We start from the raw sequence: 25,504 nt of genomic DNA, 5'->3' as shown, positions 1-25,504 counted from the left end.
CTCGGCGGGTGCGGAGGGCTGTGGACAAGGTCCGCCCCGCCCCCCTTCGCACCCCGGTCCGGGGCCGCCGGGACGACGGACGGGGCCCCGCGCACCGCGCGGGGCCCCGTACCGGTCGGACGAAGGCCAGTGCCGGACCGGCAAGGTCGCCGGTCCCCGCCCTAGTCCTCCGAGGAAGCGGTCGCCGCGGCCTTCTTGGCGACCGTCTTCTTGGCGGCGGTCTTCGCGGCCGTCGCCTTCTTCGCCGTCGTCGTCTTCGCGGCAGCGGTCTTCGTCGCCGTCGCCTTCTTGGCGGGCGCCTTCTTGGCAGGGGCCTTCTTGGCCGGTGCCTTCTTCGCCGCCTTCTTGGCCGGGGCCTTGGCCCGCTTCTCCGCGAGCAGCTCGTAGCCGCGCTCCGGCGTGATGGTCTCGACGTCGTCTTCGCGCCGCAGCGTCGCGTTCGTCTCGCCGTCCGTCACGTACGGACCGAAGCGGCCGTCCTTGACCACGACCGGCTTCTCGCTCACCGGGTCCGTGCCCAGTTCCTTCAACGGCGGCTTGGCCGCGGCGCGGCCGCGCTGCTTCGGCTGGGCGTACACGGCCAGGGCCTCGTCCAGCGTGATCGAGAACAGCTGGTCCTCGGTCTCCAGCGACCGCGAGTCCGTGCCCTTCTTCAGGTACGGGCCGTAGCGGCCGTTCTGGGCGGTGATCTCCACGCCTTCGGCGTCCGCTCCGACCACGCGCGGCAGCGACATCAGCTTGAGCGCGTCGTCGAGGGTGACCGTGTCCAGGCTCATCGACTTGAAGAGCGAGGCGGTCCGCGGCTTGACCGCGTTCTTGCCGGTCTTCGGCGTGCCCTCGGGCAGGATCTCCGTCACATAGGGGCCGTAGCGGCCGTCCTTGGCGACGATCTCGTTGCCGCTGACCGGGTCCTTGCCGAGCTCGAACTCGCCGCTCGGCTTCGCGAACAGCTCCTCCGCGTACTCCACCGTCAGCTCGTCCGGCGCCATCTCCTCCGGTACGTCGGCCCGCTGGTGGCCCTCGGCGTCCTTCTCGCCCCGCTCCACGTACGGCCCGTAGCGGCCGACGCGCAGCACGATGCCCTCGCCGACGGGGAAGGAGGAGATCTCCCGGGCGTCGATCGCGCCCAGGTCGGTGACCAGTTCCTTCAGACCGCCGAGGTGGTCGCCCTCGGCGGGCACGACCTCCGTGGCGTCCTCCGAGCCGAAGTAGAAGCGCTTGAGCCACGGCACGGACTGGGCCTCGCCGCGCGCGATGCGGTCGAGGTCGTCCTCCATCTTCGCGGTGAAGTCGTAGTCGACGAGCCGTCCGAAGTGCGTCTCCAGGAGGTTGACCACGGCGAACGACAGGAAGGACGGCACGAGCGCCGTGCCCTTCTTGAAGACGTAGCCGCGGTCGAGGATGGTGCCGATGATCGAGGCGTACGTGGACGGGCGGCCGATCTCGCGCTCTTCGAGCTCCTTGACCAGCGAGGCCTCGGTGTAGCGGGCCGGCGGCTTGGTCGAGTGACCGTCCGCGGTGATCTCCTCGGCGGCGAGGGCGTCGCCCTCCGCGACCTGCGGGAGCCGCTTCTCGCGGTCGTCGAGCTCGGCGTTCGGGTCGTCCGCGCCCTCGACGTACGCCTTCATGAAGCCGTGGAAGGTGATCGTCTTGCCGGAGGCGGTGAACTCGGCGTCCCGCCCGTCGCCCGCCCGGCCGCCGATCTTCACGGTGACCGAGTTGCCGACCGCGTCCTTCATCTGGGAGGCGACGGTCCGCTTCCAGATCAGCTCGTACAGGCGGAACTGGTCACCGGTCAGACCCGTCTCGGCCGGCGTGCGGAAACGATCACCCGAAGGACGGATCGCCTCGTGCGCCTCCTGGGCGTTCTTGACCTTGCCCGCGTAGACGCGCGGCTTCTCCGGCAGGTAGTCGGCCCCGTAGAGCTGCGTGACCTGCGCCCGCGCCGCCGTCACGGCGGTCCCGGAGAGCGTCGTGGAGTCCGTACGCATGTAGGTGATGAAGCCGTTCTCGTACAGCTTCTGCGCCACCTGCATGGTCGCCTTCGCACCGAAGCCGAGCTTGCGCGAGGCCTCCTGCTGGAGCGTGGTCGTGCGGAACGGGGCGTACGGCGAGCGGCGGTACGGCTTGGACTCGACCGAGCGGACGGCGAACGAGGCGCCCTCCAGCGCGGCGGCGAGCGCCCTGGCGTTCGCCTCGTCGAGGTGCAGCACCTCGCTCTTGAGCTGCCCGTTCGAGCCGAAGTCGCGGCCCTGCGCGACGCGCTTGCCGTCCACCGTGTTCAGGCGGGCGACCAGCGTCGAGGGGTCGGAGGCGTCACCGGCGCGGCCGGTGGAGAAGGTTCCGGTCAGGTCCCAGTACTCGGCGGACCGGAAGGCGATGCGCTCGCGCTCCCGCTCGACGACGAGGCGGGTGGCCACCGACTGGACGCGGCCGGCCGACAGGCGCGGCATGACCTTCTTCCACAGGACCGGCGAGACCTCGTAGCCGTAGAGGCGGTCGAGGATGCGGCGGGTCTCCTGGGCGTCGACCATGCGCTGGTTGAGCTCGCGCGGGTTGGCGACGGCGTCGCGGATCGCGTCCTTGGTGATCTCGTGGAAGACCATCCGGTGGACGGGGACCTTGGGCTTGAGGACTTCCTGCAGGTGCCACGCGATGGCTTCGCCCTCGCGGTCCTCATCGGTGGCGAGGAAGAGCTCGTCGGACTCGGCCAGGAGCTCTTTGAGCTTCCTGACCTGGGCCTTCTTGTCCGCGTTGACGACGTAGATCGGCTGGAAGTCGTGCTCGACGTCCACGCCGAGGCGGCGGACCTCGCCGGTGTACTTGTCGGGAACCTCTGCCGCGCCGTTCGGGAGGTCGCGGATGTGCCCGACGCTCGCCTCGACGACGTATCCGGGGCCGAGATAGCCCTTGATCGTCTTCGCCTTGGCAGGGGACTCGACGATGACGAGTCGGCGGCCGCCCTTTGCGGTCTCGCTAGTCGGGGACAACTTGGCTCTTCTCTCCGGTCGGCACTCGGTCGCATTACGGCGACGCTGCGGAGTGTGACGGTACAACCCGCACCCGTGTCAAACGGCACAAGCCCGCAACGGCCACTCGAACGGTAACCCGACAAGTGCCACTTCTGCCGCCCGGATACCGCGCCGGACCGCTCCCGGTCACCGGGCCGAGTGGCCCGGGGGCCACCTGGCCCCACCCGCGCGCGTCGCGCCGTACCCGTCCCGGAAGCCGCCCCGCACCGGTCCCCACCAGGGCCCGCGGGTGTTCACGACCCGCCGTACGCGGCCCCGCGCCCCGGCGTCAGATCCGCGTGAGGCACCACACGCCGAGCGCCAGCGACACGCCGCCGGCCAGCAGGGCGAGCGCTGCGGCCGCGACGGGGCGCGCGCCCTCTGCCACCGGCGCGCCGTGCAGCGAGCGCGCCCCCGTCCAGGCCAGCAGAGCGGCCCCGAACAGCAGGAACACGGTCGCCGCGAAGATCGCCGGGCCGTTGTCCATGCCGTTCCCCATACCCCTGAGCCGCTCCCGGGATCCCCCCGGATCCCGCTCTGCAGGAGCATGACAGCCGTGGGAGTACGGACGGCGAACCCCCGGTTACATCCGGGTGCCGCAGCCGGCCCGGACGGTTCCCCGGACGGCATCGGGACGGCATCGGGACGGCATTCGGGACGGCCCCCGGACCACTCCGGCTACCGCGCCGGATCCGCCACCGGCTCCAGGAATCCCTGCTCGACCAGCAGCCGGATGGCCTCCGGAGTGCGGTCCCGCAGAACGACCGGATCCTCCTGCACCAGCTGCGCGATCGCGTCCAGGATGCGGCCCGCGCTGAGTGAGCCGTCACACACTCCGGCGAACCCGGCCCCGACCGTGTCGACCTTGGTGGCGCGCCGCATCCCGCGGTGCTGCCGGAGCACCACGTGCTCGGGGTCCTCCGCGCCGGGTGCGCCGACCTGCTCCTGGACCACTTCCGGGGCGAGCGCGAAGTACGCCTCCAGCAGCGAGGCGTCGTCGTGGTCGCGCAGGTAGTCCTGCCGGGCGAAGTGCGCCAGCACCGTCTCGCCGAGCGGCTGCTCCACCGAGTGCGGCCACTCCTCGACGACGATCGAGGGCTCGGCCGCGTCGGACCGGCGCAGGGTGATCCAGCCGAAGCCGACGGACCTGGTCTTGCGGGCCTCGAACTCGTCCAGCCAGTCCTCGTACCGCTGGACGTACTCGGCCGGGTCGGTGCGGTGGTCGCCCCCGTCGCGCAGCCACAGTTCCGCGTACTGCGTCACGTCCTGCACGTCGCGCTGCACGATCCACGCGTCGCAGCCGCGCGGCACCCAGGAGCGCAGCCGGTCCCGCCAGTCCTCGCCCTCGACGTGCTGCCAGTTGCCCAGGAACTGCGCGAACCCGCCCGGGCGGAGGTGGGCACCGGCCTGCTGCACCAGCGTCCGGCACAGGTCGTCGCCGCCCATGCCGCCGTCGCGGTACGTCAGCCGGGCGCCCGGGGAGATCACGAAGGGCGGGTTCGACACGATCAGGTCGTACGTCGCGTCGCCGACCGGCTCGAAGAGCGAGCCGGTGAGCAGCTCGGCCTCCGGCGCCCCCGACAGGGCCAACGTCAAACGGGTGAACTCCAGGGCGCGCGGGTTGACATCGGTGGCCGTGACCCGGGTCGCGTGCCGGGTGGCGTGCAGCGCCTGGATGCCCGATCCCGTCCCGAGGTCGAGGGCGGAGCCGACCGGGGTGCGCACGGTGATCCCGGCCAGGGTGGTGGACGCGCCGCCGACGCCGAGGACCACGGCCTCCTCACGGCTGCCGATCCCGCCGGCCCCGCCGACGGCGCAGCCGAGGTCGGAGGCGATGAACCAGTCCTCGCCGTCCGGACCGCCGTACGGCCGCACGTCGACGGCGGCGTACACCTCGTCGCCCGCGCGCCGCAACCAGCCGTCGGCCAGGGCCGTCTCGACGGGCAGTGCGGCGGCGGCGTGCGGGTACGGCACGGGCTGCTGGAGCAGGAACAGCCGGACGAGGGTCGCGAGCGGGGCGTCGGCCGCGGCGCGGGTCGCCCGCAGGGCGGGCACCGTCTCACTGCGGGCCAGGGCCGCGTAGGCGGGGGCGCCGAGCAGGTCGAGGAGTCCGTCGGCGGTGAAACCGGCGGCGAGGAGGGCGGTGCGGAGCTCGGCGGCGTGGGCGGACGAGGGAAGGCTGGTGGTACTCACCCGCCCATTGTGTCCGCTGGCACCGGGAATCCGTGCGCCACGCGACCGTCGGCGTGGGATGCGGCGCCCCGCGCGTGCGCCCCGGAGCGCAGGACGGGGCGGCCCCGGGGAGCAACGACGGGCGCCGGGCGGGCGGGCGGCGGCGAACAGCGCGGGCCCGCCCGCCGGTCCGCCGGTCCGTCCGACCGCCGATGCGTCGGTGCGCCGGGCTACTTGGGCGACGGCGACGTGGACGGCGCTGTGACCTGGCAGCCCTTCTGGCTGTTCATGGCCTTGTCCAGGCCGCCCGCGTTCAGCTGTGCGAGGGCGTCCTTGCCGCCCTTCGTCGCCTCCTCCAGGCCGCCCGCGAGCTCCTTGAGCCCCTCGGCGAACTTCGTCTGGTCCTTGGGGTCGAGGGCGTCCATCTTCGCCTTCAGGTCGGCGTAGCCCTTGGACGTGGACTCGAAGCCCTTGACGGCCTCGGCCGAGGTCGCCGTACCCTCCTTGACCGGCGGAATCCCCGCCTCCTGCAGGGCCGTCCCCATCGACTGGTACGACGCGGACATGGTCCCGAAGGCCGCCGAGTCCGTCGACTGGACCTCCTCGGGCTTGCTGCTCTCCGTCGCCACGCGCTTGATGTCCGCGTTGGCGGCCTCGATCTTCTTGAGTTCGGGCTGCCACGCGTCGCAGACCTTCTTGGCCCACGCGTCGGCCTTCTTGTCGCCGTCGTCCCCGCCGCAGCCGGACAGGACGAGCATCAGCACCGCACCGCCCGACAACGCGGTCGCAAGCTTCTTGTTCACCGGATTGGTCCCTTCGAAGGCTCTCGGCCCGGAAGATACACGCCTGCCATCGGGGGACGCACAAAGGCGGACGGACGGCGCGTCACTCCGCACCGCCCGTCCGCCGTTCGGGCGTACGGCCGACCCTGCCCGTCCCGCCCGTCCCTCTGCCGGTGTACCGGTCAGGTGACCGTCGCCGGATCGGCCGTCTTCACCCGCTCGGCGGCTCCGTCCTCGGCCTCGTCGCCGACGGTGATGCCGCGGCGCTTGGAGACGTACACCGCACCGACGATGATGCCGATCGCGAGGACCGCCACCACGGCCCGTACGGTCGCGCTGGTGTCCGGGCCGAAGCTGAACTGCACGACGGCCGGGGCGATCAGCAGCGCCACCAGGTTCATCACCTTGAGCAGCGGGTTGATCGCGGGACCCGCGGTGTCCTTGAACGGGTCGCCGACCGTGTCGCCGATGACGACCGCGGCGTGGGCCTCGCTGCCCTTGCCGCCGTGGTGGCCGTCCTCGACGAGCTTCTTCGCGTTGTCCCACGCGCCGCCGGAGTTGGCGAGGAAGACCGCCATCAGGGTGCCCGTACCGATGGCTCCTGCGAGGAAGGAGCCCAGCGCCCCCACGCCGAGGGAGAAGCCCACGGCGATCGGGGTGAGGACGGCGAGCAGGCCGGGGGTGGCGAGCTCGCGCAGCGCGTCCTTGGTGCAGATGTCGACCACCCGCCCGTACTCGGGCTTCTCGCTGTAGTCCATGATCCCGGGGTGCTCGCGGAACTGGCGGCGCACCTCGTAGACCACGGCGCCCGCGGAGCGGGAGACCGCGTTGATGGCGAGGCCGGAGAACAGGAACACGACGGCCGCACCCAGGATCAGCCCGACCAGGTTGTTGGGCTGCGCGATGTCCAGGCTGAGGTTCATCTCCCCGGACTTGGCGCCGACTTCCTTGACCGCGGTCGCGATGGCGTCGTTGTACGAGCCGAAGAGCGCGGCCGCGGCGAGCACCGCCGTGGCGATGGCGATGCCCTTGGTGATGGCCTTGGTGGTGTTGCCCACGGCGTCCAGGTCGGTCAGGACCTGCGCGCCCGCGCCCTCGACGTCACCGGACATCTCCGCGATGCCCTGGGCGTTGTCGGAGACGGGTCCGAAGGTGTCCATGGCGACGATGACGCCGACCGTGGTGAGCAGGCCGGTACCGGCCAGGGCCACTGCGAACAGCGCGAGCATGATCGACGTGCCGCCGAGCAGGAAGGCCCCGTAGACGCCGAGGCCGATCAGCAGCGCCGTGTAGACCGCCGACTCCAGGCCGACCGAGATGCCGGCGAGGACGACGGTGGCCGCGCCGGTCAGGGAGGACTTTCCGATGTCCCGGACGGGACGGCGGTTGGTCTCGGTGAAGTAGCCGGTCAGCTGCTGGATCAGGGCGGCCAGCACGATGCCGATCGCGACGGCGACGACGGCCAGGACGCGCGGGTCGCCGGCGTGGTTGGCGATCGCGGCGTCCTCGACGCCGACGAGGTCCTTGTAGCTGGCCGGCAGGTAGGCGTAGACCGCGATCGCGACCAGCACCAGGGAGATCACGGCGGAGATGAAGAAGCCGCGGTTGATGGCGGTCATGCCGCTGCGGTCGGACCGGCGCGGGGAGACCGCGAAGATGCCGATCATCGCGGTGATCACGCCGATGGCGGGCACGATCAGCGGGAAGGCGAGGCCCATGTCGCCGAAGGCGACCTTGCCGAGGATCAGCGCGGCCACCAGGGTGACGGCGTACGACTCGAAGAGGTCGGCGGCCATTCCGGCGCAGTCTCCGACGTTGTCGCCCACGTTGTCGGCGATGGTCGCGGCATTGCGCGGGTCGTCTTCCGGAATGCCCTGCTCGACCTTGCCGACCAGGTCGGCGCCGACGTCGGCGGCCTTGGTGAAGATGCCTCCGCCCACACGCATGAACATCGCGATCAGGGCGGCGCCGAGACCGAAGCCCTCCAGCACCTTCGGGGCGTCGGCGGCGTAGACCAGGACGACGCACGAAGCGCCGAACAGGCCCAGGCCGACGGTGAACATGCCGACCACGCCGCCCGTGCGGAAGGCGATCTTCATCGCCTTGTGGGAGACCTCGGTCAGGTCCTTGGCGGGCTCGCCCTCGGCGGGGGTGGCCTCGCGCGCGGCGGCGGCGACGCGCACGTTGGCGCGGACCGCGAGACGCATGCCGATGTAGCCGGTGGCCGCCGAGAAGAGGGCGCCCACGAGGAAGAAGGCGGATCGCCCGGCCCGCTGCGACCAGGTGTCGGCGGGGAGCAGGAAGAGCAGGAAGAAGACCACGACGGCGAAGACGCCGAGCGTGCGCAGCTGACGGCCGAGGTAGGCGTTGGCGCCTTCCTCGATGGCGGCGGCGATCTTCTTCATGCTGTCGGTTCCCTCGTCGGCCGCGAGGACCTGGCGGACCAGGATCTGCGCGACGACGAGCGCGGCGAGTGCCACGACCGCGATGACGATCACGATAAGCCGATTGTCATCGGTGAGTACTGCGGCTGCCAGGTCAGTGGTGCGACCCGGCGCGATAGGGGTGAAGAGCCCCGTCATTCGTCCTCCTTGACGTGATGAGCTCAAGATGTGGACGGATTGTAGGGAGCGCGCCGTGATCAAAACAGTACGCGGGAAACGGAATTGGCGTGCTCTCGCTCCTCAGCAATGGATCGCGTCACTCCATTACCCTCGAAAGCAGTAATGGGGCAAAGGCATTGACGCCTGATCATTGATCGGGAGAGCATGAAAAAGGCCCTGCTCAGCAGGGCCTTGATGAAGATCGGAAAATACGAGGGAATGCGCACCCCGCGCAGCGGGCGGACGCGCTACCGGGCCTCGGCGACCCCGGCGGTGGGCCAGCTCATCCGAATGGTCCCGCCCGATTCGCCACTGGTCACCTCGACGTCGTCGACGAGCCCGCTGATCACGGCGAGACCCATCTCGTCCTGGCCGTCCGTGTCGGGGTCCAGGGCGGCCTCGATGCCGGACACGGCCTCGGCCGAACCGCCGGCCGGTCCGGGAACCTCGTCGCCGACCTCGATGGAGAACACCTTCTCCTCCTCGATCAGCACGACCCGGACGGGCGCGGTCAGTCCGTTGGTGCGGTGCAGCCCGACGGCACGCGAGCAGGCCTCGCCCACGGCGAGGCGAACCTCGTCGAGGACGGCTTCCTCCACGCCGGCCCGCCGCGCCACGGCGGCCGCGACGAGGCGGGCCGTCCGAACGTGTTCGGGCTGGGCGCTGAAGCGCAGTTCAACGGTGGCCATGCGCGTCCCCCTCGGACTACGGGCGTGACTTGACAGGGGCCCGGGCCGATCGACGGCCCGGCACCCCCGTACTCCTCGCCGGCAGCACGCCGGCCGGAGCCGTCAGTCGGTGGCGTTGACGGCGTCGTCCACAGTGGTGTGGATCGGGAACACCTTGGTCAGACCGGTGATGCGGAAGATCTTCAGGATGCGCTCCTGGTTGCACACCAGACGCAGCGAACCCTCGTGCGCGCGGACGCGCTTGAGGCCTCCCACGAGCACACCAAGCCCGGTGGAGTCGAGGAAGTCCACTCGCTCCATGTCGACAACCAGGTGGTAGCTGCCGTCGTTCACCAACTCGACCAACTGCTCGCGCAGCTTGGGCGCGGTATACACATCAATCTCGCCACCGACCTCGACGACCGTGCGGTCGCCGACAGTGCGAGTCGACAGGGACAGGTCCACGGATCCTCCAGCACCTTGCTATCGAGCGGCGCCCCCCAGGGGCCTACCCCACCCGAAGGTAGGGGAGGGATTGGCTGCCGCGATGGCATTCAATCACTTACCGACAGGGCGCGCACGACGCCTTGGGACCATTGTCCCGCACGCCAGTGACACACTCGCTTTCAATGGCCAACACTCACCGCCCCGGTCGGCCCACGGCACCCGCGGACGCGCGACCCACTCCCGACACGGTCCTGGACCGGCTGTCACGGGGGTCTTCCCGGGCTGCTCGCATCACCCATACGGAGCACTTGCCCCCTCGGGCGGGTCGTCATGCAGTCTGGCCCGACCGCATCCGAACGGATGTCGTGGCCGCCATCACGGCCGCCGGGATCGAACATCCGTGGGAGCACCAGGCGGCGGCGGCCGAGCTCGCCCTGGACGGCGAGTCCGTGGTCGTCGCCACCGGGACCGCCTCCGGGAAGTCCCTGGCCTACCTCGCACCCGTCCTCTCCGCCCTCGCAGACGGCGCGCAGGCCCCGAACGGCAGGGGCGCCACCGCCCTGTACCTGGCGCCCACCAAGGCGCTGGCGGCCGACCAGCGGCGGGCCGTGCGGGAACTCGCCGCCCCGCTCGGCAACGCGGTCCGCCCCGCGGTCTACGACGGCGACACGCCCGTCGAGGAGCGCGAATGGGTGCGCCAGTACGCCAACTACGTGCTCACCAATCCCGACATGCTGCACCGCGGGATCCTGCCCGCCCACCCCCGCTGGTCCTCCTTCCTGCGGGCCCTGCGCTACGTCGTGATCGACGAGTGCCACAGCTACCGCGGCGTGTTCGGCTCCCATGTGGCCCAGGTACTGCGCCGGCTGCGGCGGCTGTGCGCCCGCTACGGCTCCGAACCGGTCTTCCTGCTGGCCTCCGCCACCGCCAGCGACCCGGCGGCGGCCGCCTCCCGGCTGACCGGCGTCCGGGTGACGGAGATCACCGACGACGCCTCGCCGCGCGGCGAGGTGGTCTTCGCCCTCTGGGAGCCACCGCTGATCGGCGAGCTGCGCGGCGAGAAGGGCGCGCCCGTGCGCCGGACGGCCACCGCCGAGACCGCCGACCTGCTGACGGACCTGGTCGCGCAGGGTGTCCGCACGGTCGCCTTCGTCCGCTCACGGCGCGGCGCCGAACTGATCTCGGTGATCACCCAGGAACGCCTCGCGGCGGTCGACCGCTCGCTGGTCCGGCGGGTCGCGGCCTACCGGGGCGGTTACCTGCCCGAGGAGCGCCGGGCCCTGGAGCGCGCCCTGCACTCGGGCGAGCTGCTCGGACTTGCCGCCACGACGGCCCTGGAGCTGGGTGTGGACGTCTCCGGGCTCGACGCCGTACTCATCACGGGCTATCCCGGTACGAGGGCCTCCCTGTGGCAGCAGGCCGGTCGGGCCGGTCGGGCGGGCCAGGGGGCCCTGGCCGTGCTGATCGCCCGGGACGACCCGCTGGACACCTACCTCGTCCACCACCCCGAGGCGCTGTTCCGGCAGCCCGTGGAGGCGACCGTCCTGGATCCCGACAATCCGTACGTCCTCGCCCCGCACCTGTGCGCGGCGGCGGCGGAGCTCCCGCTGACGGAGCCCGACCTGGAGCTCTTCGGCCCGACGACGCACGACCTCCTGCCCCAGCTCGAAGCGGCGAAGCTGCTGCGGCGGCGCGCGACGGCCTGGCACTGGACCCGCCGGGAGCGGGCCTCGGACCTGACCGACATCCGGGGCGGCGGCGGGCGCCCGGTGCAGATCGTCGAGGCCGCGACCGGCCGGCTGCTGGGCACGGTCGACGAGTCGGCGGCCCACACCGCCGTCCACGACGGGGCCGTCCACCTCCACCAGGGCCGTACCTACCTCGTGAAGCACCTGGACCTGGAGGACTCGGCGGCCCTCGTCGAAGAGGCGAACCCGCCGTTCTCCACGACCGCCCGCGACACCACCTCCATCTCGATCCTGGAGACCGAGACCGAGATCCCCTGGGGCTCGGCCCGGCTCTGCTACGGCTCCGTCGAGGTCACCAACCAGGTCGTCTCCTACCTGCGCCGCAAGCTGATCACCGGCGAGGTGCTGGGCGAGACCAAGCTGGACCTGCCGCCCCGCACCCTGCGCACCCGGGCCGTGTGGTGGACGGTCACCGAGGACCAGCTCGACGAGGCCCGGATCAATCCGGAGATCCTCGGCGGCGCCCTCCACGCCGCCGAGCACGCCTCCATCGGCCTGCTCCCGCTCTTCGCCACCTGCGACCGCTGGGACATCGGCGGCGTCTCCGTGCCGCTGCATCCCGACACCCTCCTCCCCACGGTCTTCGTCTACGACGGCCACCCCGGCGGCGCCGGGTTCGCCGAGCGGGCCTTCCACACGGCCCGCGCCTGGCTGACGGCGACCCGCGACGCGATCGCGGCCTGCGAGTGCGAGGCCGGCTGCCCCTCGTGCATCCAGTCCCCCAAGTGCGGCAACGGCAACGAGCCCCTGCACAAGCGCGGCGCCGTCCGCCTCCTGACCCGCCTCCTCTCCGCCGCCCCGCCGGCTCCCACCCCCCAGCCCTGATCCGCCGCGACCCCGCCGGCTCCCGACCCTCGCCGCCCCCGGCCCGACGGCTCCCGACCTGCACGGTCCCGTCCCGCCGGCTCCCGACCCTCGCCGCCCCCGGCCCGACGGCTCCCGACCCGCCCGTCCCGTCCCGGCGGCTCCCGACCCGCCCGTCCCGTCCCGCCCGTCCCGTCCCGGCGGCTGCCGGGCGGCTCCCGCTCCCGACCCGCGCCGCCCCCGGCCGACGGCTCCCCCTCAGGCCCGCCCGAGCCGACGGCTCCCCGCCCGGACCGCTCCGTCCCACGGCCGGCCGGGAACGGGAGCCGTCCGGGGCGGGACGGGAGGCTTCGGGCAGCGCCCCGGACCCCGAGCTTCACGCTTCCCCGGCCGCCGCCGGGAGGCGCGCGGCGGGAGGGGCGGGTCCTCCGCCCGTGCCGCGGGGCTCCAGGGGCGGGCCCGCACGGGCCCGGATCTCGGGGTTGAAAGGGCCCGCCCGTGACCGCGCCGTCACCTCGGCGACCTCACCGAGGAGCCGGCACTCCCCCAGGACGGCGTCCTGGGCGCGGGCCACCCGGACGGCCGCGGCGCAGGCCGTCTCCGGACCGCGGGCCCAGGTCGCCGCCGCCGCGAGCGCCGCAAGGTCGGCTGCCGCCGCCGCCCGGTGCCGGGCCACGACCGCCTGGCCCAGCAGCAGGACACCTGCGAACACCGCGCCCAGCACCGTGGCAACGAGCGTCGCCCACACCGTCGCCGACCCCCGGTCCCGGCTCACGGCGGCGGCCCCACGCTGTCCTCGGCCAGGGCCACCGCCCGGGCCCCGAGCCGCAGCGGCAGTCCGGCAGGGCCCGGCGCCGGGGCCGTCACCCGGACCCGCCACAGGTCGTCCATCCGCTCCAGCTCCACCTCCGCCCCCGCCGGCGCGGCCTGCCGGGCCGCCGCGAGGGCCACCTCCACCGGCTCCGACCGGGACGCCGCCCGGGCACCGGCCCGGGCCGCGTCCACACACCGGATCTGCGCGGCCGCCGCCATCAGCGCCCATACGAGCAGCGCCGCGAACAGCACCAGCGCCGGGATCACCAGGGCTGCCTCCGCCGTCACATATCCCCGGTCGCCCATTCGACGGGGATTCTTCTCAGAAGGGCACATCGAGCGCCTTCCCGATGGTCGATTGCAGGGCCGTGGAGACCACTTCGCTCGTGACCACCTTGTACAGAACGGCGGCGAACGCACACGCCGCGATCGTGCCCATGGCGTATTCCGAAGTGGACATCCCCGCGTCGTTCCCACGACCGCTCAGTGCCGTCCGCAGCCGAATCATGATGATCCTCATGACAACCTCCTGTTATTTTCCGTTATTGATGTGACCTCAGGTGCCGGAGAGAAGACCGGATGCCATACCGATCACCACCGGCGCGACCCCGATCGCGAGAAAAGCGGGGAGGAAACACAGGCCCACCGGCGCGGTGACGAGGACCGCGGCCCGCTGCGCCCCGGCGCTCGCCCGCCGGGCGCGGTCGGCCCGCAGGGCCGACGCGAGGCGGGAGACCGGCTCCGCCGCGGGGGCTCCCGTCCTGGCGGCCCGCTCCAGGCACTCCGCGAGCGCCCGGGCGCCCGGTATCTGCGCGAGCCTCCCCCACGCGGCTCCCGGTTCACCGCCGAGCCGCAGCTCCGCCCCGGCCCGCGCCAACCCGTCGCCCACCGGGCCTCCGAGCGACTCCCCCACCACCTCCGCGGCCTCGACCGGGGCCGCGCCGGCCGCCAGGCAGGCGGCCAACAGGTCTGCGGCGAAAGGAAGCTGGCGCTCCACCTCCCGAACGTCGACACCGGCGGGCGCTCGCTCCCTGGCCATCCACCGCCGGACGCCCACCGCCGCCAGTGCGCCCACGGCCGTCCCCGCCGCCCCGCCCACCAGCACCCAGCCCGCCAGCAGCGCTCCGGCCGGCCAGCACCACGCGGCGGCCGCGCCCCGTATCCGGGAACCGGACACCGCCCCGTGACGGCGCCGTTCGGCGCCGAGCAGGGCCACGGCCCTGCGCCGGGCCACCCGCTCCCGGAGCCCGGACGTCACCGCCGCCACGAGGACCACCGCCGCCGCCGAGAGGCACAGCACCGTCCCCAGCCCGTGGACCGCCGCAGCGCCCATCACCGCTCCCCCGTCCGCACGATCCGCCGGCACCACAGCAACCCCAGGGCCTCCAGCACCCCGCCCGCCAGCAGGCAGCCCCACCCCATCGGGGTGTGCAGCAGGACCCGCAGCGGATTCGCCCCGAGACCGGTGCCGATCAGCAGGCCCACCAGGGGCAGCAGGGCGAGTACGACCGCTGTGGACCGGGCGCCCGCCAGTTGGGCGCGCATCGACTCCTCCCGGTCCCGCTCAGCCCGCAGGGCGCCCTCCAGCCGGTCCAGGCCGGCGGCCAGCCCCGCGCCGCCGTCCACCGACACCCGCCAGCAGGCGGCCATCCCGGCCAGTCCCTCGGCTCCCGGCTCCCGAGCGGCCTGGCGCAGCGCACCGGGCACGTCCCCGCCGAAGGCCGCGGCGGCGAGCACTCCCGTCTCCACCACCCCCGGTCCACCGGGGCCCGCGACCGTGCGCCGCATCGCCGCCGTGAGCGCCTGCCCGGGCTGGGCACCCGCCCGCAGTTCGCCCACCGCCGCCCCGCACAGGGCCGCCACCTCGGCGGCCCGCGCCGTCCGCGCGCGCTCCCGCGCCCGCGCCGCCTGCCAACGCCGCACCAGGGGAACGGCACCCGCACCGAGCAGCAGCGGGACCACCGACCCGCCCAGCGCAGCGAGCACCACCCCGGCGCCGAGGCAGGCCCACTCCTGCCACCGCGCGGCCCGGACCCGTACGGCGACCACGAGCCGCTCCCGGCGCGTCGGCCCCCGCGGGACCGCGGCGTGGGCACCGGCCAGCACCGCCCGGACCCGCCGGGACGCCCGGTCGCCCCCGGCCAGGGCCCACGCCGCCGCTCCGGCGCAGAGCACTCCGGCGAACACCGGCACCGGCAGCGCCGCAGCCGCGTTCACCGCGCACCCCGCAGCAGGGGGGCCAGCCGCTCCCAGCCCCGCTCCCGTACGAAGCCGTGCGCGGACCAGCGCAGCGCCGGCACGGTGACCACCAGCCCGGCGGCGTCCCGCTCCAGCACGTGCACCTCGGCCACCCGGCGCCGGCCCGCCCGGTCCCGGACCAGGTGCACCACCAGGGTCAGGGCGGCCGCCAACTGGCTGTGCAGGGCGGCCCGGTCGAGCCCGGCGGTCGTACCGAGCGCCTCCAGCCGGGCCGGGACGTGCGCGGCGGCATTGGCGTGGACCGTGCCGCAGCCCCCTTCGTGACCGGTGTTCAGGGCCGCGAGGAGGTCGGCGACCTCGGCTCCGCGCACCTCGCCCACCACCAGCCGGTCGGGCCGCATCCGCAGGGCCTGGCGCACCAGGTCGGCCAGGGTGACCAGGCCGGCCCCCTCCTGGTTGGCCGGGCGCGTCTCCAGCCGGACCACATGGGGATGGTCGGGCCGCAGCTCGGCCGAGTCCTCGGCGAGCACGATCCGCTCGCCGGGTCCGACCAGCCCCAGCAGGGCACTGAGGAGCGTGGTCTTGCCCGTGCCCGTCCCCCCGGAGACGAGGAACGAGAGGCGGGCTTCGATCATGTCCCGGAGCAGGCGCTGCCCGCCGGGCGGCAGCGTCCCCGCCGCGACCAGTTCCTCCAGCGTGAACGCCTTCGGCCGCACCACCCGCAGCGAGAGGCAGGCCGAGCCGACCGCCACCGGAGGCAGCACGGCGTGCAGCCGGGTGCCGTCGGGCATCCGGGCGTCCACCCAGGGCCGGGCGTCGTCCAGCCGCCGCCCCGCCACGGCGGCCAGCCGCTGGGCGAGCCGGCGCACGGCGCCGGCGTCGGCGAAGGTCACCCCGGTCAGCTCCAGCCCGCCGCCCCGGTCCACCCACACCCGGTCGGGGGCGGCGACCAGTACGTCGGTGACCTCCGGGTCGCCGAGCAGCGCCTCCAGCGGACCCGCCCCGACCAGTTCGGACCGCAACTCGGCGGCCACACCCAGCACTTCCGCGTCCCCCAGCAGCCGCCCCTGCGCGCGCAGGGCCGCCGCGACCCTGGCCGGTGTCGGTTCCGCCCCGCTCTCGGCCAGCTGCCGGCGCACCGCGTCCAGGAGTACGGCGCTCATGCCGCCACCCCCTGGGCAGGGGCGAGCGCCCGCCGCCAGAAGCCGTCGCAGAACCGGGCCAGCGCCCCGCGCCCCTGGGCGCCCGGCGGTTCCCCGTCCGCCACCCTCCCCGGAAGTCCCACCTCCACCGGCACCTCGCCGGCCAAGGGCGCTCCCAGCAGCCCCGCCACGGCCTCCGCGTCGAGCCCGCCCGTGCAGCGGCCCCGTACGACGACGCGCACGTCGCGGGCCACCATCCGCACGCCGGCCGCCACCCGGCCGGCGGCCGCCACGGCCCGCAACTCGCCCGGGACGACCAGCAGCACCAGGTCCAGCTGGGCCAGGACCTCGGCCACGGCCTCGTCCACCCGCCGAGGGAGGTCCACGACCACGACTCCGCCTCGGCGGCGCGCCGCGGCCACCACCGAGCGCATCGCGGCGGGCGGCACCACCACCCGGTCGCCCCGGTCCCAGCTGAGGACCCGTAGCGCGTGGAGCTCGGGCAGCGACTCCTCCAGGGCTCCGGCGCCGACCCGGCCCCGCGAGCCCGCGAAGTCCGGCCAGCGCAGGCCTTCGGCGCCCTCGCCCCCGAGCAGCACGTCCATGCCTCCGCCGAGCGGGTCGCCGTCGATGAGGATGGTGCGCTCGCCGCCCCGTGCGGCCCGGACCGCGAGCGCGCAGGCCAGCGTCGAGGCTCCCGCACCGCCACTGCCGCCGATCACTCCGACGGTGAGGGCGGGCCGCCCGGCTCCTTCCACGACGTCGGCGATGCGGTCGACGAGCCGGTTCTCGGCGTCGGGCAGCCGCAGCACCTCCTCGGCGCCGATCTCCACCGCCCGCTGCCACACGAGGGGGTCGTCCGGGTCGCGGCCGACGAGGAACACCCCGCTCCTGCGCGGCGCCCCGCGCACCCGCCGGGCGGCGTCGTCGCCGACCAGCACGAGCGGCGCGGACTCCCATCCGACCGTGCCCGCGGACCCGCCGTCCCCGACGCCGTCCCCGTGGCCGCCGGCGGCGCCCCGCCCCGCGTAGCTGTCGCTCCCGGGGCTCCCCGCGTCCTCACCGCCCGCGCCCCGCTCCGGCAGCCCGTGGTGCACATGCGGCTCGGCGCCCGCCGCGGCGCACAGCCGCAGCAGATCGTCGAGCAGCAGCGGATCCTCGGTGATGATCAGCGGCCGTCCGCCGCCCGCCGCGGACCCCGCTCCGGCACCGGCGCCGGCACCGCTTCCGGCCGCCTCGGCGGCCCTCGACACCATGAACGACTTCGATCGAGCCACGATCTCCGCCTCCTTCTCCCGCACATCCGAGCGCCGCGGACTTCGCGGCAGGAATCACCGTGCCGCGATCGGGAAAAACAAGTGGATCTTGCTCGAAAACTGTGGACAACGGTCCGATTGTGAATAACCCGCTCACCCTCCCAGGTGAGTTCCGGAGCGCTGCGGAACCATCACGCAGTGTCACGAGTTTGGAGAGGTGAGGATCTTCGCCACGCAGGGCCCGCGCACAGAAGGGGGCTGAGGAATGGTCACTCGGGGCCGAAGGCAGGGACGCGAACCGCGTCCGGACATGCGACGACCCCCGCCGGGGGGGAGAGCGGGGGTCGTCCCCACGGTCCGACTCGGGGGGGGAGGAGCCAGACCGGGTTAGCACGGTCGCGAACGATCCGTGACTTCCATGGTGTACCCGAGAGCCTTCTCAGGCAAACCCACGCGCCACACCTTACGCCGAATGGTGGGCGCATATGCTCGGGGCGTGGAAAATCAGCCCATGCCGCACTCCGCGCCTCGCACCGCAGCCTTCTTCGACCTGGACAAGACGGTCATTGCGAAGTCGAGCACCCTGACGTTCAGCAAGTCCTTCTACCAAGGCGGCCTGATCAACCGGCGGGCCGTGCTGCGCACCGCGTACACGCAGTTCATCTTCCTGGCCGGCGGCGCCGACCACGACCAGATGGAGCGGATGCGGGAGTACCTGTCCGCCCTCTGCAAGGGGTGGAACGTGCAGCAGGTGCGGGAGATCGTCGCGGAAACGCTGCACGACCTGATCGATCCGATCATCTACGACGAGGCCGCGTCCCTGATCGAGGCCCACCACACGGCCGGCCGCGACGTGGTGATCGTGTCGACCTCCGGCGCCGAAGTCGTCGAGCCGATCGGGGAGATGCTCGGCGCGGACCGGGTCGTCGCCACCCGCATGGTCGTGGGCGAGGACGGCTGCTTCACCGGCGAGATCGAGTACTACGCCTACGGGCCGACGAAGGCCGAGGCCGTGCGCGAACTCGCCGCGTCCGAGGGGTACGACCTCACGCGCTGCTACGCGTACAGCGACTCGGCCACCGACGTCCCGATGCTGGAGGCGGTCGGGCATCCGCACGCGGTCAATCCCGACCGGGCGCTGCGCCGCGAGGCCGTGGCCCGCGAGTGGCCGGTGCTGGTGTTCAACCGGCCGGTACGGCTCAAGCAGCGGCTGCCCGGGTTCTCCATGCCGGCACGCCCGGCGCTGGTCGCCGCGGCCGCCGTGGGCGCGGCCGCCGCGACCGCCGGACTGGTCTGGTACGCGAACCGGCGCCGTGCCACCGCGCTGGCCGCCGCCGCCGGCGCCTGACCCCCGAGCCGGCCGCCGCCGGCGCCTGCCCCCCCAGCACCGGACTCCGGCCCCCGCCGTAGCCGCTCCGCAGCACCGAAGCCCCTGCCGCGCATCCGGCGGGGGCTTCGGTCTCATCTCCTGACCCGTGCCGATAAAGGCCGTCCGATTCGCCCCTGCTCGCCCTGGAAAGTAAAGAAGTGGAACGAGGGGTTTCGCTTCTCTCCGAAGCGGAGTAGAAAGGAGTCAACGGCCCGCGAGACCAAAGAACATCCGAGAGGATCATCTTTAAAACGCAGTAAGGCCCACGGACCGAAGCATGAACGCCGAGCACCCACGCGACGTCGACCCGTCGAATACGGGCCAGCCGCACCAGGTGACGGGCAAAGTTCCCGACCTGATGGGCAACCTTCGAGGACGCTTGGTAACTGGGCGCGAATGCCAGCGGCGACACCAGAGCAAGACGGTGTCGCCGCAACCCTTGTCCGGGGTCGTCGAGCCTCAGGCCGCGCCGCGCTGCAGCGCCTCACAGACCGCCGTCGACTCGCGGACCCCCAACTCGATCGCCCGGCCGCAGTGCGCGATCCAGGCGGCCATCCCCTCCGGCGTACCGGAGACGTAGCCCTCGAAGGCGGCCAGATAGGCGGCGCGGCCCTGTTCCGCGTGACCGACCTCCGCCGGGCAGATCGCCTTGGGGTCCAGGCCGCTGTTGATCAAGACGATGCGCTCGGCCGCGCGCGCGACCAGCCCGTTGTACGAGGCGAACGGACGCAGCGCCAACAGCTCCCCGTGCACGACCGCCGACGTGATCAGCGCCGGGGCGGAGCCGCCCGCGATGATCAGGCGCGACAGGCCGTCGAGCCGGCCCGCGACCTCCTCGGCGCTCGGCAGCGGAAGCTCGACCAGCGGTTCGCTCACCGACTCCCCCGCGAGGCGGGGGCGGCCCACGACGTCCCCCTCCGCCGTCGACCCCGACGCCACCAGGTGCAGCCGCGCCAGCACCCGGAGCGGCGACTGACGCCAGATGCTGAGCAGTTGGCCGGCCTCCGCGGCGAGCCGCAGGGCGGCGCCCACCGTCAGCGCCTCGGGCTCGGAGCCGAAGTCGGTCCGGCGGCGCACCTCCTCCAGCGCCCAGTCCGCCCCGGACAGCGCCGCGCTGCCCCGGGCGCCGCGCAGCGCGGCCTCCGAGGCGATCTCCCCGCCGCGGCGGCGCATCACCCGGTGCCCGTAGACCCGGTCCACGGCCTTGCGTACGGAATCCACGGACTCGGCGACACCCGGAAGCCCGGCCAGTGCGGCCAACGGGTCAGAAGCGCTACTCATAGGTAGGGAGCCTACGCACTGCCCACCCGTAGCACCGACCCCTCCTTGGAGTGGTCTTCTTCACTCACCTCGACCACACCATGCGATCGACCCACTACGCTAGGTGAACATGAAGATCGCTTTCGTGGGAAAGGGCGGCAGCGGCAAGACCACGCTGTCCTCCCTCTTCATCCGCCACCTCGCAGCCAATGAGGCCCCCGTCGTCGCGGTGGACGCCGACATCAACCAGCACCTGGGCGCCGCGCTCGGACTCGGCGAGGACGAGGCCGCCGGGCTGCCCGCCCTCGGCGCGCACCTGCCCCTGATCAAGGAGTACCTGCGGGGCTCCAACCCGCGCATCCCGTCCGCCGACGAGATGATCAAAACCACCCCGCCCGGAGCGGGCTCGCGCCTGCTGCGCGTCACCGAGGACAACCCGGTGTACGAGGCCTGCGCGCGGACCGTACTGCTCGACGGAGGGCCCGTACGGCTCATGGCCACCGGCCCGTTCACGGAGTCCGACCTGGGCGTGGCCTGCTACCACTCGAAGGTCGGCGCGGTCGAACTCTGCCTGAACCACCTGGTCGACGGCCCGGACGAGTACGTCGTCGTCGACATGACGGCGGGCTCCGACTCCTTCGCCTCGGGCATGTTCACCCGTTTCGACATGACGTTCCTGGTCGCCGAGCCGACCCGCAAGGGCGTCTCCGTGTACCGCCAGTACAAGGAGTACGCGCGGGACTTCGGGATCGCCCTCAAGGTCATCGGCAACAAGGTGCAGGGCCCGGAGGACATCGAGTTCCTGCAGGACGAGGTGGGCGGGGACCTGCTGGTCACCGTCGGGCACTCCAACTGGGTGCGCGCGATGGAGAAGGGCCGGCCGGCCGCCTTCGAGCTGCTGGAGGCGACCAACCGGCTGGCGCTCCAGGCCCTCCAGGACGCCGCCGACGACTCGTACGCGCACCGCGATTGGGACCGGTACACCGAGCAGATGGTGCGGTTCCACCTCAAGAACGCGGAGAGCTGGGGCAATGCCAAGACCGGGGTCGACCTGGCGGAGCAGGTCGACCCCGGCTTCGTCCTGCGCGAGGGCGCGGCAGCCGGCGGGGTCAGCCTTCGTCCGGCTCCTCAGCCGGCGTGACCGCTTCGGGGGTCGCCGGCGCGGCCGGCGGCCCCGCGGTCAGGAACCGCTGCCAGCCCTCCTTCGGCGTCTCACCGACGTCGAGGGTGCGCATCCACTCCAGGGCCTTGGGGTCCTGGGCGTCCAGCCAGTCCACCAGCTCGCGGAACGGCACGCAGCGGACCTCCTTCTGCGTGCACATGTGCTTGATGGACTCCTCGACGGCGCGCATGTAGGTGCCGCCGTTCCAGGACTCGAAGTGGTTGCCGATGATCAGCGGCGCGCGGTTGCCCTGGTAGACCCGGTCGAAGGCCTGGCGCAGGCCGTCGCGCATCTGGTCGCCCCAGTAGCGGTGCTGCGAGGGGTCGCCCTGGGAGGTGGTCCCGGACTGGTTGACCATGTAGTTGTAGTCCATGCTCAGCGTGTCGAAGGCGCGCCCCGGCATGGGCACCAGCTGGAGCGGGATGTCCCAGAGGCCGTCCGTCTTCTTCGGCCAGATCTGCTTGCTGATGCCGCTGGAGTCGTAGCGGAAGCCCAGGTCCTTCGCCGCCAGCATGAAGTTCTTCTGCCCCTCCAGGCAGGGGGTGCGGGCGCCGATGAGCTCCTTGTCGTAGTCGAAGGGCAGGCCGGGCAGGCCCTTGAGGGCCGGCGAGTTCGTCTTCCAGTTCTTGACGAAGGACTTGGCCTGGGCGATCTCGCTCTTCCACTCGTCCACGGACCAGGTGCCGACGCCGCCCTCGGGGCCGCAGAAGTGCCCGTTGAAGTGGGTGCCGATCTCATTGCCCTCCAGCCAGGCGCCGCGCACCTGGGTGGCGGTGTCCTTGATGCCCTGGGGGTCGCCGAAGCCGATGTCCGAGCGGCCCGCCGCGTGCTGCGGGGCCGTATAGAGGAAACGTTTCTCCTCGGGAAGCATGTACACGCCGCTGAGGAAGTAGGTCATCCGGGCGTTGTACTTCTTGCCGACCTCGCGGAAGTGCGAGAAGAGCTTCTGGCTGTCCTCTCCCGCCCCGTCCCACGAGAACACCACGAACTGCGGGGGCTTCTCGCCGTGCCCCAGCCTCTCCGGCTTGCGCACGTTCGGCTGCGGGCCGGTGTAGACGGTCGACCCGTCGCCGATGGGCCGGTTGACGCCGCCCGGAGCCTCGGGGGCGGGGGCACCCTTCGTGGCGCCGGGACCTCCGGGGGCCGGGGACTCCGAGGCGCTGCATCCGGCCGCGCCCAGAACCAGCGCCACGGCGACCAGGCCGCCGGCGATCTTCCTCGTGGCGGCGATCATCCGCCCCACCTCTCCCTCGCAGTTCCGTCGCAGGACTTCCGCGCCGCAACGTCCCATGCGGTCCGCCGAGGGATACGTATGACAAGCCGGACAAAATGCTTATTCACTCGTGCGTGGGATTTCGTACGCCATTTGCGCTGATTGTCCACCGCTCATCTTTACTCTCCATTACCATCCATTTACCGAGTGTTGAGAATCCCGCCGCTTCATCCCTCCCCAGAGGAGACGGGACCTTATGACAGCCACCTCCACCCAGCCCACGACCACCGACCTCTCGGCGGACCTCTCCGCCTCCATCGCGGTCTTCCTGATCGCACTGCCGCTCTCCCTCGGCATCGCCCTGGCCACCGGCGCCCCGCTCCAGGCGGGCCTCGTGGCCGCGGCGGTCGGCGGGATCGTGGCCGCACGGCTCGGCGGCGCGCCGCTCCAGGTGAGCGGCCCCGCGGCCGGACTGACCGTGGTCACCGCCGAGTTGATCCAGCACTACGGATGGCGCACCACCTGCGCCATCACCGTCCTCGCCGGCTTCTGCCAGCTCGGCCTCGCCGCGCTGCGCACCGCCCGGTCGGCGCTCATGGTGAGCCCCGCCATCGTGCACGGCATGCTCGCGGGCATCGGCGTGACCATCGCCGTGGCCCAACTGCACATCGTGCTCGGCGGCACCCCGCAGAGCTCCGTCGTCGCCAATGTCCTCGGCCTCCCCGGCCAGCTCGCCGACCTGCACCCGGCCGCGCTCGGCGTCAGCGCGCTGACGCTGCTCGTGCTGCTGAGCTGGCCCCGCCTGCCCGGACGGGCGGGCCGCGCCCTGCGCAAGGTGCCGGCCGCGCTCGCCGCCGTGGCCACGGCCACCGCTCTCGCCGCCCTGACCGGGCTCTCGCTGCCCCGCGTCGACCTGCCGTCCTGGCGCAGCCACGCGCTGCCCGAGCTGCCGGAAGGGCCCGTCCTCGGCCTCATCGCCGCGGTACTGACGATCACCCTGGTCGGCAGCGTCGAGTCGCTGCTGTCCGCCGTGGCGACCGACAAGCTGATCGCGTCCGAGCGGGGTACGGCCAAGCGCCCGCCGCGCGCCGACCTGAACCGGGAACTCCGGGGCCAGGGCGCGGCGAACATCGTCTCCGGAGCACTGGGCGGACTGCCCATCACCGGCGTGGCCGTCCGCAGCGTGGCCAACGTCAAGTCCGGTGCGGCCACCCGGCGATCGTCGATGCTGCACGGGTTGTGGGTGCTGCTCGCGGCCGGTCTGCTCGTACCGGTCCTCGACATGATCCCGCTGGCCGCCCTGGCCGCGCTGGTGATGGCGGTCGGTGTGCAGATGGTCAGCATCACCCACCTGCGCACCGTCACCCGGCACCGGGAGGCCCTCGTCTACGGCACGACCATCGCGGCCGTGGTGCTCGGCGGGGTCCTGGAGGGCGTCGCCATCGGCATCGCGGTGGCCGTCGCGCTGGCCCTGCACCGGCTGGCGCGCACCCGGATCACACTGGAGAGGACCGAGGACGGCGCGCACCGCGTCCTGGCACGCGGGCAGTTGACCTTCCTCGCGGTGCCCCGGCTGAGCCGGGTGCTGAACCAGATCCCGCACGACGGGCACGTGGTGGTCGAGCTGGACGGTTCCTTCATGGACCACGCGGCCTACGAGACCCTGCAGGACTGGCAGGAATCCCATCGGTCGCACGGCGGTTCGGCCGAGGTGACCGGCCGCACCGGGTCCGCCCGGTCCGGCGAAACCGACCGCTCCCGGCGCGAGGGCCACCAGTGCTGTCGCCCGTGGACGCCGTGGCAGAACCACTGCGACCACCGTGCGATCAACTCCCTCACGGCCGGTGCCGGTACGCCGGCGACGGGCGCGGGCCACGGCTCCGCCGCCGGCCACGGAACCGGCAGCGGCGCCGGCACCGGCACCGGCACCGGCACGGACGCAGCCGTCACGCACTCCCGGCCCACGACCGGAACCGCGGCCGACGCCGCGGCGCGGGCCGCGTCCGCCCGGGAGACGGCGGCCTCCGGTGCGCCGACACCGGCGCCCCGCAGGCGCGGCGCCGGCCAACTGGCGAACGGCATCGGCGCCTTCCAGCGCGACACCGCACCGCACGTGCGGGACGAGCTGGCCCGGCTGGCCCGCGAGGGGCAGCGCCCCTCGCAGCTCTTCCTCACCTGCGCGGACTCCCGCCTGGTGACCAGCATGATCACCGCCAGCGGCCCCGGGGACCTGTTCACCGTCCGCAACGTCGGCAATCTGGTCCCGCTGCCGGGCGCCGAGTCCACCGACGACTCCGTCGCGGCGGCCATCGAGTACGCCGTGGACGTGCTGGAGGTGGACAGCATCACGGTGTGCGGGCACTCGGGCTGCGGCGCCATGCAGGCACTGCTCAGCTCCTCGCCCGGCGCGCCGACGACCCCGCTGCGCCGCTGGCTGCGGCACGGTCTGCCCAGCCTGGAGCGGATGGGCAGCAGGCACCACGCCTGGGCCCGGATCTCGGGCCGGCTCCCGGCGGACGCGGTGGAGCAGCTGTGCCTGACCAATGTGGTGCAGCAGCTGGAGCACCTGCGGGCGCACGAGTCGGTGGCCCGTCGGCTCGCCGAGGGAACCCTGGAGCTCCACGGGATGTACTTCCACGTGGGTGAGGCGCAGGCCTACCTGCTCTCGGAGGGCGAGGACTTCTTCGACTGCCGGGTCTTCGACAGCGTCGGTCAGAACGCCTGAACCGATACCCTCCCGTATCCGTGCAATCGGTTGGCCCCTTCCCGCACCTTGCGGCGGGAAGGGGCCATTCCTGCGCCGTCGTACGCCGTCGTACGCCGTCGTACGCCGCCGGGGGCCCGGTCGCCCGGGA

General features: G+C 72.9%; 19 protein-coding genes and 1 pseudogene. 4 read left to right on the top strand and 16 right to left on the bottom strand.

Annotated features, from left to right (window positions below; all coding sequences use genetic code 11):
- Positions 1-161 precede the first annotated feature (161 nt).
- The 7 genes from topA to bldG form a co-directional block, all read right to left on the bottom strand.
- A complete protein-coding gene (topA, locus tag ACWFQ8_RS29085) occupies positions 162-2,990 on the bottom strand; it encodes a type I DNA topoisomerase (RefSeq protein ID WP_453789249.1) in 2,829 nt (942 codons plus the stop codon).
- A gap of 310 nt (positions 2,991-3,300) precedes the next feature.
- Entirely contained in the window at positions 3,301-3,498 is a 198-nt protein-coding gene (locus ACWFQ8_RS29080) for a hypothetical protein (protein WP_453789260.1), read from the bottom strand.
- Between the two features lie 191 nt (positions 3,499-3,689).
- On the bottom strand, positions 3,690-5,204 hold the full coding sequence (locus tag ACWFQ8_RS29075; RefSeq protein WP_453789248.1) for a DUF7059 domain-containing protein: 1,515 nt from the start codon (positions 5,202-5,204) through the stop codon (positions 3,690-3,692).
- A gap of 209 nt (positions 5,205-5,413) precedes the next feature.
- Positions 5,414-5,986: a small secreted protein gene (locus ACWFQ8_RS29070; protein ID WP_453789247.1), complete on the bottom strand. Its 573-nt coding sequence runs from the start codon at positions 5,984-5,986 to the stop codon at positions 5,414-5,416.
- Positions 5,987-6,147: 161 nt separating this feature from the next.
- The gene (locus ACWFQ8_RS29065) at positions 6,148-8,547 is read right to left on the bottom strand and encodes a sodium-translocating pyrophosphatase (RefSeq protein WP_453789246.1); all 2,400 of its coding nucleotides are present in this window, start codon (positions 8,545-8,547) and stop codon (positions 6,148-6,150) included.
- A gap of 269 nt (positions 8,548-8,816) precedes the next feature.
- The gene (locus ACWFQ8_RS29060) at positions 8,817-9,257 is read right to left on the bottom strand and encodes an ATP-binding protein (protein WP_453789245.1); all 441 of its coding nucleotides are present in this window, start codon (positions 9,255-9,257) and stop codon (positions 8,817-8,819) included.
- A 102-nt stretch (positions 9,258-9,359) separates the two neighbouring features.
- Positions 9,360-9,701, bottom strand: a complete 342-nt coding sequence (gene bldG, locus ACWFQ8_RS29055; protein WP_030028781.1) for an anti-sigma factor antagonist BldG — start codon at positions 9,699-9,701, stop codon at positions 9,360-9,362.
- 82 nt (positions 9,702-9,783) lie between these two features.
- Between bldG and ACWFQ8_RS29050 the strand changes: the two are divergent.
- A pseudogene (locus ACWFQ8_RS29050) lies at positions 9,784-12,256 on the top strand (DEAD/DEAH box helicase).
- 355 nt (positions 12,257-12,611) lie between these two features.
- On the opposite strand, the gene ACWFQ8_RS29045 reads toward ACWFQ8_RS29050, so the two are convergent.
- Genes ACWFQ8_RS29045 through ssd form a run of 7 tightly spaced genes read right to left on the bottom strand, consistent with a single transcriptional unit; the run spans position 12,612 to position 17,645 of the window.
- Positions 12,612-13,010 carry an Rv3654c family TadE-like protein gene (locus ACWFQ8_RS29045; RefSeq protein ID WP_453789244.1) on the bottom strand — a complete coding sequence of 133 codons (399 nt, stop codon included), beginning with the start codon at positions 13,008-13,010 and terminating at the stop codon, positions 12,612-12,614.
- Positions 13,007-13,354 carry a TadE family type IV pilus minor pilin gene (locus ACWFQ8_RS29040; RefSeq protein WP_453789243.1) on the bottom strand — a complete coding sequence of 116 codons (348 nt, stop codon included), beginning with the start codon at positions 13,352-13,354 and terminating at the stop codon, positions 13,007-13,009. Before ACWFQ8_RS29040 ends, ACWFQ8_RS29045 begins: the two co-directional genes overlap by 4 nt.
- A gap of 16 nt (positions 13,355-13,370) precedes the next feature.
- A complete protein-coding gene (locus ACWFQ8_RS29035) occupies positions 13,371-13,568 on the bottom strand; it encodes a DUF4244 domain-containing protein (RefSeq protein ID WP_453789242.1) in 198 nt (65 codons plus the stop codon).
- Positions 13,569-13,604: 36 nt separating this feature from the next.
- Complete coding sequence (locus ACWFQ8_RS29030; RefSeq protein ID WP_453789241.1) at positions 13,605-14,381, bottom strand: type II secretion system F family protein; 777 nt, start codon at positions 14,379-14,381, stop codon at positions 13,605-13,607.
- Positions 14,381-15,265 (bottom strand): type II secretion system F family protein, encoded by an 885-nt coding sequence (locus ACWFQ8_RS29025; protein WP_453789240.1) that lies wholly within the window; start codon positions 15,263-15,265, stop codon positions 14,381-14,383. Before ACWFQ8_RS29025 ends, ACWFQ8_RS29030 begins: the two co-directional genes overlap by 1 nt.
- Positions 15,262-16,410, bottom strand: a complete 1,149-nt coding sequence (locus ACWFQ8_RS29020; protein ID WP_453789239.1) for a TadA family conjugal transfer-associated ATPase — start codon at positions 16,408-16,410, stop codon at positions 15,262-15,264. The genes ACWFQ8_RS29025 and ACWFQ8_RS29020 overlap by 4 nt, the downstream gene beginning before the upstream one ends.
- Entirely contained in the window at positions 16,407-17,645 is a 1,239-nt protein-coding gene (ssd, locus tag ACWFQ8_RS29015) for a septum site-determining protein Ssd (protein WP_453789259.1), read from the bottom strand. The genes ACWFQ8_RS29020 and ssd overlap by 4 nt, the downstream gene beginning before the upstream one ends.
- A gap of 511 nt (positions 17,646-18,156) precedes the next feature.
- Between ssd and ACWFQ8_RS29010 the strand changes: the two genes are divergently transcribed.
- The gene (locus ACWFQ8_RS29010; RefSeq protein WP_453789258.1) at positions 18,157-18,993 is read left to right on the top strand and encodes an HAD family hydrolase; all 837 of its coding nucleotides are present in this window, start codon (positions 18,157-18,159) and stop codon (positions 18,991-18,993) included.
- A 480-nt stretch (positions 18,994-19,473) separates the two neighbouring features.
- Here the strand turns inward: ACWFQ8_RS29010 and ACWFQ8_RS29005 are convergent, their stop codons facing one another.
- Positions 19,474-20,295, bottom strand: coding sequence for an oxidoreductase (locus ACWFQ8_RS29005; protein ID WP_453789238.1), 822 nt, complete (start codon positions 20,293-20,295; stop codon positions 19,474-19,476).
- Positions 20,296-20,404: 109 nt separating this feature from the next.
- On the opposite strand from ACWFQ8_RS29005, the gene ACWFQ8_RS29000 reads away from it, so the two are divergent.
- Positions 20,405-21,415: an ATP-binding protein gene (locus ACWFQ8_RS29000; RefSeq protein WP_453789237.1), complete on the top strand. Its 1,011-nt coding sequence runs from the start codon at positions 20,405-20,407 to the stop codon at positions 21,413-21,415.
- Here ACWFQ8_RS29000 and ACWFQ8_RS28995 read toward each other — a convergent pair.
- Positions 21,384-22,670, bottom strand: coding sequence for a hypothetical protein (locus ACWFQ8_RS28995; protein WP_453789236.1), 1,287 nt, complete (start codon positions 22,668-22,670; stop codon positions 21,384-21,386). The two genes, ACWFQ8_RS29000 and ACWFQ8_RS28995, sit on opposite strands and share 32 nt — an antisense overlap.
- 235 nt (positions 22,671-22,905) lie before the next feature.
- Between ACWFQ8_RS28995 and ACWFQ8_RS28990 the strand changes: the two genes are divergently transcribed.
- Positions 22,906-25,374 (top strand): SulP family inorganic anion transporter, encoded by a 2,469-nt coding sequence (locus ACWFQ8_RS28990; RefSeq protein WP_453789235.1) that lies wholly within the window; start codon positions 22,906-22,908, stop codon positions 25,372-25,374.
- Positions 25,375-25,504: the final 130 nt, after the last annotated feature.

Source organism: Streptomyces sp. NPDC055254, from assembly GCF_053606025.1.
The sequence above is the reverse complement of the archived record's forward strand: the minus strand, read 5'-3'. Positions and strand labels throughout refer to the sequence as shown.